Genomic DNA, 13,019 nt, shown 5'->3' with positions numbered 1-13,019 from the left:
GTCCCGCAGGACGTGACATGTACGACGAACTCATCGACAGCGGCGATCTCCCGCTCGCCCGGAAATCCGTCCTTCCGGGCACCGGCTTTTTCCTGCCCGACACCCTCGAGGAGGACCTCGAAGACGAACAGACGGCGGCCGCCCTCGAGGGAGCCGACGTCGCCGTCATCGCCGACCCCGACGCCGACGGTCTCGCCTGCGTCGCCCTCATTCGAGAGGCCTACGACGACGTTCAGGTCGTCCCCGAACCCGACGACGAGAACGACGCGGAGGGAGACGACGAGCCACTCGAGGAGCCCGAACCGACACCCCACAACGTCGCCCTGATCCCCGCAAGCCCCCACGACGTCGAGGACGCACTCGCCCGTGTCGCCGAGTTCGGCGACGAGGGCATCGATATCTTCGTCTGTGACCTCGCGCCGGATCGCTACGAGTACGTCGAGGACGAACTCGAGGCCGCCCTCGAGACCGGAGCCAGCGTCGAGTGGTACGACCACCACCAGTGGGACGACGACGTCGCCGCGGCGGTTCGCGACGCCGGCGCGACGCTGGTCGTTGGCGACTCCGACGAGGAGTGCAGCGCGGACGTCGTCTACCGTTCGCTCGAGTACGAGTTCGGACCGATGTACGAGGAGCTGGCGACTGTCACGCGCGATCACGATCTCTGGCTGCGCGAGGACCCACGCAGCGACGACCTCGCGGATTACGCCTACTGGACCGACCCCGCCGAGTACGTCGAGGTCATCCGCGAGTACGGCGTCGACCTGCCCGACTGGGTTCGTGAGTTCCTCGAAGAACGCCGCGTCGAGAAGGAAGCGCTCATCGAACAGGCCGTCGGTCGCTCGGAGGTCCGCGAAATCGGCGGCTACACGGTCGGGATCACGTACGGTCGCTGTTCACAGAACGAGGTCGCCGAAGCGATGCGCGAGCAGGGGGCCGACGCCTCGGTCGTCGTCAAACCCGCCGGCTCGGCATCGATTCGGGGCACCGACGAGTTCCAGCTGTGTCACAAGGTCGCGGGCAAGGTCAACGGCGGCGGCCACCCGAAGGCCGCGGGCTGTAAACCCGACATCTACGACGATATGCTCGACTACGCGACCCACTGGACGACCCGCGGCGCGGTGACGAAACAGGTCATCCTCGATGCGTTCCGCGACGTCGTCGCCGAGGCCGACGCGGCAGACGACGAACAGGCCGACGAGTAGCTGACTCGAGGGGAGACGCCGACACCGCCTTACTCCTGCGAGAGCACGTACCGCATCACGAGCTGGAGGACGTGGACGAAGACACCAGCGACGGCGATGTAGACGCCGATGGTCTGGAGACCGACAGAAGCGTTGCGACGATCACGAACCTGCCAGATCTCATAGCCCAGTCGGAGCAGAAAACCGAGGAAGATGAGGACGAAGCCGACCAGCAACAGCACCTGCAGGACGAACGTCCCGACGAGGATTACACCGATACCGCCGAGGAAGGCGTAGTTTGCGAACTGACCCCAGTGTTCGAACGTCTTCGAGCGCGCGTAGATGTAGCCCGAAATCAGCGCCGTCAGCAGTGCGGTGACCACCGCTGTAATGCCAAGCACCAGCAGCTGTGTCTCCTGTGGAACAAACGAGATGATTCCGGCACCGAAGATTCCAAAGGCCAGTTGCAAGACGACCATGCCGATAAACGCCACCCCCATGTCGCCGTTCGTGACCCCGCGCTCGGCGATCAGCTCCCCGCCCATGATCGCCGCGCCGTAGACGAGCACGCCGACGATCGGGAACGCAAAGAGGTAGTCGTTGACGACCGCAAGCGGCGTCGCCGCGAAGACGTACATCAGCGCGACGGTGATCGCCATCAGCCCGGTCGCGCCGCCGATCACCTGCACCTCGCGACTCGAGAGGCCGAAGCCACGGCCTGTCTCGTGTGGGGTTTCGAAAGAACTCATGACTCGAGTGTACGCCGTCCGGTCGCAAAAGGATGGTCCTTCCGGTCGACTCGGTCGTCGTTCGACTCGCGCTTACGCGTCGGCGGGGTTCCAGCGGTCCGAGTACGCCGTCCCGCAGGTACACTGTGCGTAGGCGTGGATCACGTCTCCCTCGGCGTAGATGCCGCCGACGTCTTCGTTCTGTTCTTCGGCAAAGGCAAAGACGAACTGAATCTCGTGGTCGCCATCTCCCGGCGTCTCCGGGCAGGTGCCGCCAGTGAGGTCCGCGTCGATGATTCCCTCGAGATCCATCGCGGACTTGGCGAACTGCATCGCTTCCATCCCGGTCGCGGCCTGAAACGCGTTCCGGCCGCGCTCGCCGTCGACGACGATCAGTACGCCGTCGTCGACTTCCTCGCCGAACTCAGCCAATCGGTCGTCGGAGACGTACGAGTCAGCCAGAAACAACGCGACGTCGTCCGGTCGCTCGCCGGCCAGAAACGCTTCGCGTGAGTCAGTCATACCCCTGTATTCCCGCTCGAGGTGGAAAAAAGGCGCTATACTGGTTTCCCGACGGTCGGCAGCTGTCAGCGGTCGAACACCCGTTGCTACCGGTGGCGTCGCTTCTCGAACCCGCGGGCGGATCACTGCTCTTCGAGATCCGACGCGATATCCTGCAGACTGCTACTTGGGGGTTCTCGAGCGTCGTAATAGACGGTCTCGCCCGGCGATCGAAGCCCGTAGAGGAACTCGGGTTCGATGACGTCGACGAGAGCCGAGCCGCCCATTGACACGCCGTGGTCGTCGATCCAGTCGGCGAGGCGATCGGTCGCCCCGGTTGGATCGCGGGCCTGATCGGGTGTCTCGTAGACGCCGGGGATCGAGAGGTCGTCACCAGTTAGCGCCCGTTCGACCCGTGCGAAACACTCGTCGCCATCGACGACGATCCGGACGACCTCGTCGGTCGGGAACGCGTCGCGATCGTCGGCCGGTACCTCGAGACGGACACCGGTTGCCGTCTCCGTACACGTCGACCGGACCGTCTGCACTGACGGGTGGTCGCTCGAAATTCGGTCTGCCATTGACGAAACGAAAATTCGGCTGTGGGGTTATTCGTCGGCGTCTTCGCCGTCGCCGAGCAGCGTGTCGATGTCGGTGCTTCCGGCTTCGACGACCGTGGCGTTGATCTGTGCGACGGCGTCGGAGACTTCGCGACCCCGAACCGTGATGCGGCGGCGCTCGCCGTCACGCGATGGCTTGTAGCCCGTCTGGCGCTCTTTCATCAGCACTTCCTGCAGGTTCGCGCCGGCGACATCCGGGTTGAGCGGTCGCCCGGCTTCGTCGGAGCCACCGGTGATCTCGAGCGTGTAGCCGTCGAGGCCGACTGCCCCGCCGTCGACTTCCTCGCCGATCGACTTGCCGATGAACCGGTTTGCATCCTGTTCTTCCGCCTCGAGCTGGTAGGACGACCCGGAGTCGGGGTCGCCGACGACGACAGTGAAACTTGCCATGTCCGACGGAAGACGGCCGTTGCTCAAAAGAACATCGATACGACCTACAACTGCGCTCCACAAACGGGGCCGCTTTCGGGCGGCGATAGGTCGGGCTCGAACACTCAAGTATCTTCCCCGCCTACGTGTACCCGTGTTCATCGACCCCGAACGACTCGAGCGCCACCTCCGTGAGGAGTTCGGTGGCACGGACGGCCAAGCCCGTGTCGTGGTTCGACAGGCTGTCGACCTCGCGGATGCCGGCCGGTACAAAGCGGACGTCGGCTCCCCACTGACCACCGAGATCGTCATCGACGAACTCGCCGACGCACCCGACGGGACGCCACCGGACCGATGGAACTGGTGGATTGGGTCGCTGGAGCTTGCATACGGCGGCTACAGCCAGTTCGGGATTCGACGGTATCGGACGTATGACTGAGATCGAAACAGCTTTTTGGGCCTTGACTGACTAGTCAGCTAGTGACCGATCCCGACGTCCGCGATGCGATCATGACCGCCACCTACGAAGCGCTCTGCGAGGAAGGCTACAGCGATCTCACTGCGCAGGCGATTGCCGATCGAACCGATCGGAGCAAGGCCGCGCTGTTCTATCACTACGGCTCGAGAGAGGCGCTCGTCGCGGAGTTCATCGAGTATCTGATCGAAGGGTTCGAATCCCGAGTTACCACGATCGAAGACCAACCGGCACTCGAGCGGCTCGCAGCCTTCGTCGACTGGTTTCTCACCGATCCGGACGACGAGGAGTTGGCGTTTCACACCGCATTGCTCGAACTTCGGGCACAGGCCCCCTACAACGACGTGTTCCGTGCGAAACTCCGCGAGAGCGACGACCGCCTCCAGCGTGCACTCGAAGAGATCCTTCGGGACGGGATCGACGAGGGCGTCTTCCAGGACCACGACCCGGCCGCCGTCGCAGCGCTGTTGCTTGCAGCGTTCGACGGGGCACGAATCCGGCAGGTGACGCTGGGACGAAACGAGTACCTCGAGACGATCCGCGCGGGGACGGTGGCACACGTCCTTGCGGACGTCCTCGAACCGGGCATCGAGTTTCCAGCGGAAGTCACGTTCACGTTCCCGCGTGACGAGCGACTCGTCGAGACGAACAGCGCCGACGACCGGGACGAACAATAACGATCGCAATGCAAGAGCGAACGCACGTCGGCTCACGGCAGCGGGATCATCACAACGAACGCGTAACCACACGCAATCGATGTCGTGACAGCCGGGTCGACGATTCGCGGTTGGTTCTGGTCGGTGAGTGAGATGACTGGCAACACCCCACAGCAGATCCGAGAGCGGACTCGCTCGAGTACTGACGGCTCGGTGGCCGACCTCCCGCCACCGTTCCGGGCCGTCGTCGACGAGTCGCTGTCGTCGCCCGACGAGTCGCTTCCCCGCGCGTTGTGTCACGTGGCCGGCGAGTGCAGCGACGACGTGGCCGACCAGACGGAGGCGACCACGACCCGGCTCGAGGACCTGCTCGAGCCGGTCTGTGATGCCGTTGGATTCCTCGAGGGATACGCCCGGCTTCGCCTCGCAGAGGGTGTGACCGGAGACGAGACGGCGGTGGCAGCCGAGACGGTACCCGACTGGATCGCAATGTCGCCGGTCGACCGAGAGACGGCCATTCTCGCCAGCGATTTCCTCCACGCCAGCGCCTACGAGCGAATCGCGAAAACGCCGGTTCCAGACGATCGAAAACTGGAGCTGTACCGGCTGCTGACACACGGCTCGGCGGCGCTTGCCAGCCGATCGCACTCGGCGTTCGAACCGGACAAGCCAGCCGAGACAGGGGTCGATGTGGCAGCGACGCTTGCGGGTGTCGCCGGCGAACTCGGCGTGACGGCCGTCGGCGGCAGCGCTGAAACACGCGACTGCTTGCGGCGCTACAGCCGAGCGATCACGTGCGCACTCGCGTCCCAATCGACGGTCACGGTCGACGACACCGACACTCGAGCGACCGCCGTTGCGGTTCTCTCCGGCCACCAGCCGGTGCGAGTCGAAACGGACCGCGAGCACGACGACCAGTACAGTCCGCCCGTGACCACCGCTGTCGAACGAGCACAAACCGCCCTCGAGCGACTCGCGACGGATGACCGCCCATCGACAGACGATCAGCCAGCCACACGCACACCGCCACCACTCGCTCGCCTCGAGCAAGCGACCCGGCTGCCGTTTCAGGGCGGCTAGTGCGATGCGTGCATATTCGCGTCCGATTTGGCCGGCCTACCCGCTGTCCGTGTTCGTCGCTGGCCTCGGCCACTGGTATCTCGGCGAGTGGAAACGTGGCGTGAGCTGGTTTCTCCTCTATGCGCTCGCGCTTGCGTTTTTGAGTGCTCGGACGCTGTCGGGTGCACTCGAGATCGGCGAGCCGTTTTTCGTGACGGCGTTGCAGTTCGACTCGGTCAGCTACACCGACGTCGCCGTGCCGCTTGCCGTCTTGCTCGTCTGTCTGCTCGATGTCTATCTCCTCGGGCTGACGAAACGGGCGGCCACACAGTCGCCATCGGACGAGCCGTGAAACCGATTCGCTGTGTCGCCGACCCATCACCGCGAACGTGCAACGTTCTCCTACCCACGGCTGCCCCGGCGAGAGGACCTGCCCGCCAACGGTCCCGACCGTCGACAGCTACAAAGTCCAACGTCACCATACTGCAGTCATGCACGTACTCGGTATTCTCGACCACGGCGCACGCGGCGACACACTCGAGCAAGTCGTCGATCGAACCATCGACAGACTCACCGCGGCGGGCCGTGTCGGCGTCGTCAGATACGACGCGACGATCGCAGACGGGATGCACGCCCACGAACCGACGGCTGTCGGTGGCGATGTCATCTACGACCTCGGTGCCGACGGCGACTGGACCGCCACCGGAACTGGAATGGACGTGGCGGACGCGCTCGATCAACTGACGCCGACCTGTGACTACGCCGTCGTCGTCGGCGTCGACGACCTTCGCTACCCGAAACTCGTCGTGGGCTCGAGCGATGTCGATGACGACGACGTCCTCGAAGCCGTCGACACACCCGGCGAACTCGACGTCGAGGCCGTCGTCGCCGCCCTCGAGGAGACCGACCCTCACGAAACTCTCGAGTCGCTGGTCGACCGGGTCAAACGGTCGCCGGCGGCGGAGCGCTCGGGCGCGATCGCGACCTTCACCGGTCGAGTGCGCGCAAAAGACGACCCGGACGACGCACGCACCCAATATCTCGAGTTCGAGAAGTACGAGGGCGTCGCCGACGAGCGAATGGCGGCCCTCGAGACGGATCTCGAGGCGCGTGCGGGCGTGCTCGAGGTCGAACTCTACCACCGGACTGGCATCGTCGAGGACGGCGAAGACATCGTCTTTGTCGTGGTCCTCGCCGGCCACCGCGAGGAGGCGTTTCGAACCGTCGAAGACGGCATCAATCGGCTGAAAGACGAGGTTCCGCTGTTCAAAAAAGAGGTCACAGTCGACGACGAGTTCTGGGTGCACGACCGATCCTGAGGCTGTCGGACGGCACGATTCGAAGATCGGCCGCGAATGTGCGACTGACGTCTCACTGACTGTTGTCCGACAGTATGAGACGGGTCGTACAACGTGACCGCCCCGAGCATCGCTCGCTGTCGACCCACGTCGATTCGGCCAGTCAGACGATATATTCAGGCACTCATATTTCAAAATATTGTATACCGCCGGTAGAAAAGACTGAGTATTAACCACATATGACCCATTGGAAATAATAAATCTGGAACGGTTATAAAACGTCTCGCTGTTTTTGAAACAGTCATAACCGATAGGATAAATGCGGCTGAAACAACGGGTACCCCCCAAATCGTTGAACACAAACGAAACGCGGCTAACCATCCGCCCTTTATAACAGATCTCCCCCACAACGAACGACTGTCGATGAGCACCACAGCCCACCCCTCCACGGAAAGCAAGGAACACCGCCTGAAGCGCTACCTGCGCAACCGCGCAGCAGACGGTGAACTGTACTTCAAAGGCAAGTTCATCGCGGACGAGGTCGGGATGTCCCCCAAAGAGATCGGCGCGCTGATGGTCAAACTCTCGGAGTCAGCAACCGACCTCGAGATCGAGAAGTGGTCGTACACGAGCGCGACCACGTGGCGTGTCGAGCCGGCGTAATCGGCCTCTCCCGTGCCGGCGCGTCCGACCACGCCATCCGGCACACCGTTTTCTCCCCCATCGTCTCCCGCCGTCCTGCCGGTCAGCCGTCGAGAGCCGATTGCCCACGTTGGACGGCCCGTCGACGGCAGCGATAACCGTTCGACGCAAGTCCCGGTGGCTCGCGGTTTCTGACAGGCGCAGTCCAGCGCCGACGCAGTCGATTTATACGCCGTGAGCTCTGAGTAACGAACAATGGATGACGTCGATTCGTCCGGGTTCGGTTCGTCGCGGGCGGACCGGCCGTCACTCGAGGACGGCCCGCCGCTCGAGCACGTCGAGTCGGTGTTTACGGTCTATGAGGTTCGAACCGAGGGCGATCAGCTGGTGTACTACGGCGATCCGCGGACCCATCCCGAACGGGTGATGCGTGAGCTGTGGCCGGCGTTTCGACAGGCGGGGTACGAACCACAGTTGACGACACGGTACGGCGAGTACGTCCTCGTCGCCGAGCCGGTGAGCATTGGCATCGACACGATTCCGTGGACGAACATTCTCCTGTTCGTCGCGACCGTGTTCTCGACGCTGTTCGTCGGCGCCCTGTGGTGGTATCCGTCGATCGATCCGTTCGCCAACCCACTCGAGGTGCTCCACGCCTGGCCGTTTTCGCTCGCGATCCTCTCGGTGCTCGGGATTCACGAACTCGGCCACTACGTGATGAGTCGGTACCACGAGGTCGACGCCTCGTTGCCGTATTTCCTCCCTATCCCGACGATCATCGGGACGATGGGCGCAGTGATCAAGCTGAAGGGACGAATGCCAAACCGGAAGGCCCTGTTCGATATCGGCGTCGCCGGCCCGTTAGCCGGGCTGGTCGCGACGGTGGCCGTCGCCATTATCGGCCTCCATCTGCCCCCGGTGACCGTCCCGGAATCAATTGCCCAGCAAGCGGAGGGTGGCGGGGTTCGACTCGGCATCCCACCGCTGCTCGAGTTGCTCGCGATGGCGGTCGATCAGCCGCTGTACGGTGACGATCCGACGCGAAACGTCAACCCAGTCGTTATCGGTGCCTGGGTCGGGATGTTCGTCACGTTCCTCAACCTGATCCCCGTCGGCCAACTCGATGGTGGCCACATCCTGCGAGCGATGACCGGCGAGTTCTACGAGACAATCGGCGCACTCGTGCCGGCCGTGTTGTTTGGGCTCGCCGCATACCTCTACTACATCGGCGGCTACGGCCTCCAGACGGTGTTCATCTGGGTGTTCTGGGGCCTGCTGGCGATGGTGCTCGCCTCGGCAGGCGCAGCACATCCGGTCACCGAAGAGGAACTTGGCACCTCACGAGTCGTCATCGGCCTCATCACGTTCGGCCTCGGACTGCTCTGTTTCATGCCGGTGCCACTCGAGGTCATCTAGTAGTTCGTCACGCCTGCATTTGCGAGTCGAACCGATCGCGGTTGTCCGGTTCGGCTCGGACGGCGACGCGTGACGGAGTGCTAGTAACGATCACACACCCACTGGAGCTACTCACCGTGAGTGAAGCCCCGATCCGCGAGTGGCTCGCCGTCGAGTGTAATGCCGTGGTCGGCGGCCGTGACTTGCCCGAGTACCGTGAGATCGACATCGAGCGCTGCCTGCACGGCCTCGAGTGCCGATTCGGGTAGCGTGACGACGAGTTCGAAGTCCTCGCCGAACGTTGTCGCTCGCTCGAGTACGTCCCCGTCAGTTGCGACCTCATGGAGGGCGGCAGCGATCGGCACCGAGTCGGACTCGATCGCAAAGCCACAGTCGCTGGCGTCGGCAAGTTGGTGCAGCGACCGGGCGAGGCCGTCACTCGAGTCCATCATCGCCGTCGCGTGGGGGGCAAGTGTCCGCCCGGCCGCGACGCGTGGCTCGAAGCGGAACAGTTCGTTTGCCCGCTCGAGGGCGGCAGCATCGCCACGTTCGAAGAACTCGAGTGCAGCGGCGCTGCGCCCGAGTGTCCCGGTGACACAGACGAGATCACCGGCTCGAGCGCCGCTGCGCGGAACGGGGGCGTCGGTGTGGCCGATGGCCGTCGTCGTCACGGTAAACTCGTCGTGTCCGTCGAGATCACCGCCGACGTAGTTCGCGTCGACACGTTCACAGACATCGCGTGCGCCACGGACGAAGCCGAGCAGTTCCTCGGGATCGAACTCGGGGGCGGCGTAGGCGGCGACGGTCGCGGTCGCCTCCGCCCCCATCGCAGCCACGTCCGACAGCGACGCGCCGACGGCTCGCCAGCCCGCCGTGTAGCGGGTCGTGCCGTCGGGGAAGTCCGTCCGATCGTGGAGCATATCCGTCGTGATTACGAGCCCGTCGATGATGGCGGCGTCGTCGCCGGCAAACTCGAGTTCGCGCGCTAAGAGCGCCAGGGCGGCGCGTTCGTCCATGCACCCCGTTTCGACTCGAGCGCGAAAAACGATGCGGGCCGAGTGGTGGATGTGGGTGTGCGACACGGATTCCGACGGCGATACGATGCTCTTAAATGCCGCGGACGGGAACCACACGCCAATGGCTACGATGTACGACGTTCCGGCGGACGACCTCATCGAGGCGCTCGCCGACGAGCTCGAGGACCGACTCGACGAACCCGACTGGGGCAAGTTCGTAAAGACCGGTGTCGACCGCGAACTCCCACCGGAACAGGAAGACTTCTGGGCAACTCGCGCCGCAAGTCTCCTGCGCAAGGTCGCAGACCGCGGCCCCGTTGGCGTCGAGCGACTCTCGACGGAGTACGGCGGCGGCAAGAACGGTTCGAACCGGTATCAGGTCGCCCCCGACAAGCGCGCAGACGGCTCGAAGAACCTGATCCGAACGCTCCTCCAGCAGCTCGAAGCGGAAGACCTCGTCGAGACTGCAGAGGGTGAGGGTCGCCGTATCACGCCCGAAGGACGCAGCCTGCTCGACGACACCGCCGGTGCCGTTCTCGAAGAGCTCGACCGTCCGGAACTCGAGCGCTACGCGTAAGCGACGAATCCAGTTTTCTCGCCGACACAACCGCAGAGAGCCGTCAGTAGCTCACTGTCGTCCGTAATCATTTTCCGCCGTGCGACGGTAGATGTGTGTAGCTATGAGTGGTTCACCCGACGAGGAGAAACTCGAGGAACTCCGTCAGAAGAAGATGGAACAGCTCCAAGAACAGGCAGAGGGCCAGCAAGGCGGTGCCTCCCAGGAGGCGGCCCAGCAACAGGCCGAAGCTCAAAAGCAAGCCGTCCTACGCCAGCACCTGACCGACGAGGCTCGCAAGCGGCTCAACACGGTCAAGATGAGTAAGCCGCAGTTCGGCGAACAGGTCGAACGACAGGTCGTCACACTCGCCCGCAGCGGTCGCATTCAGGGGAAGATCGACGACGACAAGATGAAACAGCTCCTCCAAGAGCTCAAACCCGACTCGAAGAGCTTCGACATCAAGCGCCGCTAATGGAGCTCGGCGTTCTCTACAGCGGCGGCAAGGATTCGACGCTCGCGGCCCTTCTCTTGGAGGAGTTCTACGACGTAACGCTCGTCACGGCCCACTTCGGCATCAGCGACGACTGGAAACACGCCCGCGAGACCGCCGACGCCATCGACTTCGCGTTCGACCGACTCGAGTTGGACCCCGACGTCGCTCACGACGCCGTCGACCGCATTCGAGCGGACGGCTTCCCGCGAAACGGCATCCAGCAGATCCACCTCCACGCCCTCGAGCGACTGGCTCAGCGAGAGTTCGACGCCATCGCCGACGGCACCCGACGCGACGACCGCGTCCCGACGGTCTCGAGAGCGCAGGCCCAAAGCCTCGAGGACCGCCACGACATCGACTACATCGCACCGCTGTCGGGATTCGGTCGCACCGCCGTCGACCGGTTGGTCGAGGATCGACTCGAGGTGATTGCCGGCCCGAGCGAGGAGATCGATCGGGCCGACTACGAGGCGGAACTGCGGGCGCTTATCGCCGATGAAGACGGGCCAGCAGCGATCGGTGATCTGTTCCCGGACCACGACCAGACGTACGTGACCGGCGTCCACCGCGGCTGAGCGAGACGCGGCCACGCACTGGGCGACGGGCGCCCACCACGCAGTAAATAACAGGATAGAAGTTCGCCGTCCACCAATACTGGGTCATGTACGACGGCATCAAGGGTTTTCGTGACTTCTATCCCGGAGAGATGGCCGCCAGACGGGCGACCATCGACACCTTAGAGGACACTGCCCGCAGCTACGGCTTCCGCGAGATCGGCACCCCCGCACTCGAGCGGGCAGAGATGTGGACTGACAAAAGCGGTGACGACATCGTCGACGAACTCTACTCGTTCGAGGATCAGGGTGGCCGACATGTCACGCTGACCCCGGAGCTGACGCCGACGGTCGCACGGATGGTCGTCGCCAAACAGCAGGCACTTTCGAAGCCGATCAAGTGGTTCTCGACGCGGCCGTTCTGGCGCTACGAGCAGGTCCAGCAGGGCCGCCAGCGGGAGTTCTACCAGACCAACGTCGACATCTTCGGCTCCGAGGAGCCTGAAGCCGACGCCGAAATCCTCGCTTGGGCCGCCGACGCACTGACTGGGTTGGGGCTGACCGGCGAGCACTTCGAGTTCCGCATCTCCCACCGAGACATTCTGGAGGGCGTCCTCGAGAGCTACGAGGCCGACGTCGATACCGAGGCGGCCATCCGCGCAGTCGATAAGAGTGACAAGATCTCTCAGGTCGAGTACCACGACCTGCTGATCGGGGCCGGCCTCTCGGCGGATCAGGCCGTCGAATTCGACGACCTCATCGCCGGCGGCGACCTCGAGGAAGTCAAGGCCTTTGCCGACACCGAGCGCGTCACGGCAGCCGTCGAGAACCTCCAGAACGTCCTCGAGGCCGCTGAGGACTTCGGCGCGCGTGAGTACTGTACGATCTCCCTCGAGACCGCGCGCGGACTCGATTACTACACCGGCGTCGTCTTCGAGTGTTTCGACTCCGCGGGCGAGGTCTCGCGGTCGATCTTCGGCGGCGGCCGTTACGACGACCTCATCGAAGGCTTCGGCGGCCAGCCGACGCCCGCGGTCGGCGTCGCACCGGGCCACGCGACCCTGCCCCTCCTGATGCAGCGCGCGGGCGTCTGGCCCGAAGAGGAAGTGACGACCGACTACTACGTCCTCCAGATCGGCGACACGCGGCCCGAGGCGGCCCGGATTGTCCGCGACCTCCGCGACCGTGGCCACGTCGTCGAAACCGATGTCGCCGGTCGCTCCTTTGGCGCACAACTCAACTACGCCGACTCGATCAACGCCGAGACGGTCGTTATCGTCGGCGAGCAGGACTTAGAGAACGACGAGGTCACGATCAAAGACATGGAATCCGGCGACCAAGCGCAGGTTCCAGTTGACTCGTTCCCCGGCGACCTCGAGCGGCCGACGTTCGACGACCTCGAGTGAGCGCGATGATGTAACGCGGCCCGAAGCAGGCCCCAGCATTAACTACGGCGTCGGTGTACGACCC

17 protein-coding genes are annotated in these 13,019 nt (G+C 64.0%); 12 read left to right on the top strand and 5 right to left on the bottom strand.

Features of this window, described 5'->3' with window-relative positions; translation table 11 throughout:
- Positions 1-17: 17 nt before the first annotated feature.
- Positions 18-1,205: a DHH family phosphoesterase gene (locus C495_RS08785; RefSeq protein WP_008162043.1), complete on the top strand. Its 1,188-nt coding sequence runs from the start codon at positions 18-20 to the stop codon at positions 1,203-1,205.
- 29 nt (positions 1,206-1,234) lie between these two features.
- Here the strand turns inward: C495_RS08785 and C495_RS08780 are convergent, their stop codons facing one another.
- The 4 genes from C495_RS08780 to C495_RS08765 form a co-directional block, all read right to left on the bottom strand.
- Positions 1,235-1,933, bottom strand: coding sequence for a hypothetical protein (locus C495_RS08780; protein ID WP_008162042.1), 699 nt, complete (start codon positions 1,931-1,933; stop codon positions 1,235-1,237).
- Positions 1,934-2,005: 72 nt separating this feature from the next.
- On the bottom strand, positions 2,006-2,434 hold the full coding sequence (locus tag C495_RS08775; protein WP_008162041.1) for a DUF5807 family protein: 429 nt from the start codon (positions 2,432-2,434) through the stop codon (positions 2,006-2,008).
- A 122-nt stretch (positions 2,435-2,556) separates the two neighbouring features.
- On the bottom strand, positions 2,557-2,994 hold the full coding sequence (locus C495_RS08770; protein ID WP_008162040.1) for a DUF7112 family protein: 438 nt from the start codon (positions 2,992-2,994) through the stop codon (positions 2,557-2,559).
- 27 nt (positions 2,995-3,021) lie between these two features.
- Positions 3,022-3,423, bottom strand: coding sequence for a 30S ribosomal protein S6e (locus C495_RS08765; RefSeq protein ID WP_008162039.1), 402 nt, complete (start codon positions 3,421-3,423; stop codon positions 3,022-3,024).
- Between the two features lie 133 nt (positions 3,424-3,556).
- Between C495_RS08765 and C495_RS08760 the strand changes: the two genes are divergently transcribed.
- The 7 genes from C495_RS08760 (at position 3,557) to C495_RS08730 (ending at position 8,948) form a co-directional block, all read left to right on the top strand.
- A complete protein-coding gene (locus C495_RS08760) occupies positions 3,557-3,841 on the top strand; it encodes a hypothetical protein (RefSeq protein WP_008162037.1) in 285 nt (94 codons plus the stop codon).
- A 41-nt stretch (positions 3,842-3,882) separates the two neighbouring features.
- On the top strand, positions 3,883-4,554 hold the full coding sequence (locus tag C495_RS08755; protein WP_008162035.1) for a TetR/AcrR family transcriptional regulator: 672 nt from the start codon (positions 3,883-3,885) through the stop codon (positions 4,552-4,554).
- Between the two features lie 132 nt (positions 4,555-4,686).
- A complete protein-coding gene (locus C495_RS08750) occupies positions 4,687-5,613 on the top strand; it encodes a polyprenyl synthetase family protein (RefSeq protein ID WP_049890231.1) in 927 nt (308 codons plus the stop codon).
- A 4-nt stretch (positions 5,614-5,617) separates the two neighbouring features.
- Positions 5,618-5,944: a hypothetical protein gene (locus C495_RS08745; RefSeq protein ID WP_008162024.1), complete on the top strand. Its 327-nt coding sequence runs from the start codon at positions 5,618-5,620 to the stop codon at positions 5,942-5,944.
- Between the two features lie 139 nt (positions 5,945-6,083).
- Positions 6,084-6,911, top strand: coding sequence for a molybdopterin synthase (locus tag C495_RS08740; protein WP_008162023.1), 828 nt, complete (start codon positions 6,084-6,086; stop codon positions 6,909-6,911).
- Positions 6,912-7,313: 402 nt separating this feature from the next.
- Positions 7,314-7,553 (top strand): DUF7123 family protein, encoded by a 240-nt coding sequence (locus C495_RS08735; protein WP_008162022.1) that lies wholly within the window; start codon positions 7,314-7,316, stop codon positions 7,551-7,553.
- A gap of 234 nt (positions 7,554-7,787) precedes the next feature.
- Positions 7,788-8,948, top strand: coding sequence for a site-2 protease family protein (locus tag C495_RS08730; protein WP_008162021.1), 1,161 nt, complete (start codon positions 7,788-7,790; stop codon positions 8,946-8,948).
- A 107-nt stretch (positions 8,949-9,055) separates the two neighbouring features.
- On the opposite strand, the gene thiL is transcribed toward C495_RS08730, so the two are convergent.
- A complete protein-coding gene (gene thiL, locus C495_RS08725; protein ID WP_008162020.1) occupies positions 9,056-9,943 on the bottom strand; it encodes a thiamine-phosphate kinase in 888 nt (295 codons plus the stop codon).
- Between the two features lie 121 nt (positions 9,944-10,064).
- On the opposite strand from thiL, the gene C495_RS08720 reads away from it, so the two are divergent.
- The 4 genes from C495_RS08720 (at position 10,065) to hisS (ending at position 12,955) form a co-directional block, all read left to right on the top strand.
- The gene (locus C495_RS08720; protein ID WP_008162018.1) at positions 10,065-10,520 is read left to right on the top strand and encodes a 30S ribosomal protein S19e; all 456 of its coding nucleotides are present in this window, start codon (positions 10,065-10,067) and stop codon (positions 10,518-10,520) included.
- A gap of 103 nt (positions 10,521-10,623) precedes the next feature.
- Positions 10,624-10,974 carry a DNA-binding protein gene (locus C495_RS08715; protein WP_008162016.1) on the top strand — a complete coding sequence of 117 codons (351 nt, stop codon included), beginning with the start codon at positions 10,624-10,626 and terminating at the stop codon, positions 10,972-10,974.
- Positions 10,974-11,570 carry a DUF7411 family protein gene (locus tag C495_RS08710; RefSeq protein WP_008162013.1) on the top strand — a complete coding sequence of 199 codons (597 nt, stop codon included), beginning with the start codon at positions 10,974-10,976 and terminating at the stop codon, positions 11,568-11,570. The genes C495_RS08715 and C495_RS08710 overlap by 1 nt, the downstream gene beginning before the upstream one ends.
- An 86-nt stretch (positions 11,571-11,656) precedes the next feature.
- Positions 11,657-12,955 carry a histidine--tRNA ligase gene (gene hisS / locus C495_RS08705; protein WP_008162012.1) on the top strand — a complete coding sequence of 433 codons (1,299 nt, stop codon included), beginning with the start codon at positions 11,657-11,659 and terminating at the stop codon, positions 12,953-12,955.
- Positions 12,956-13,019: the final 64 nt, after the last annotated feature.

Origin of the sequence: Natronorubrum sulfidifaciens JCM 14089, from assembly GCF_000337735.1 — an archaeon.
Lineage (GTDB): Archaea > Halobacteriota > Halobacteria > Halobacteriales > Natrialbaceae > Natronorubrum > Natronorubrum sulfidifaciens.
The sequence above is the reverse complement of the archived record's forward strand: the minus strand, read 5'-3'. Positions and strand labels throughout refer to the sequence as shown.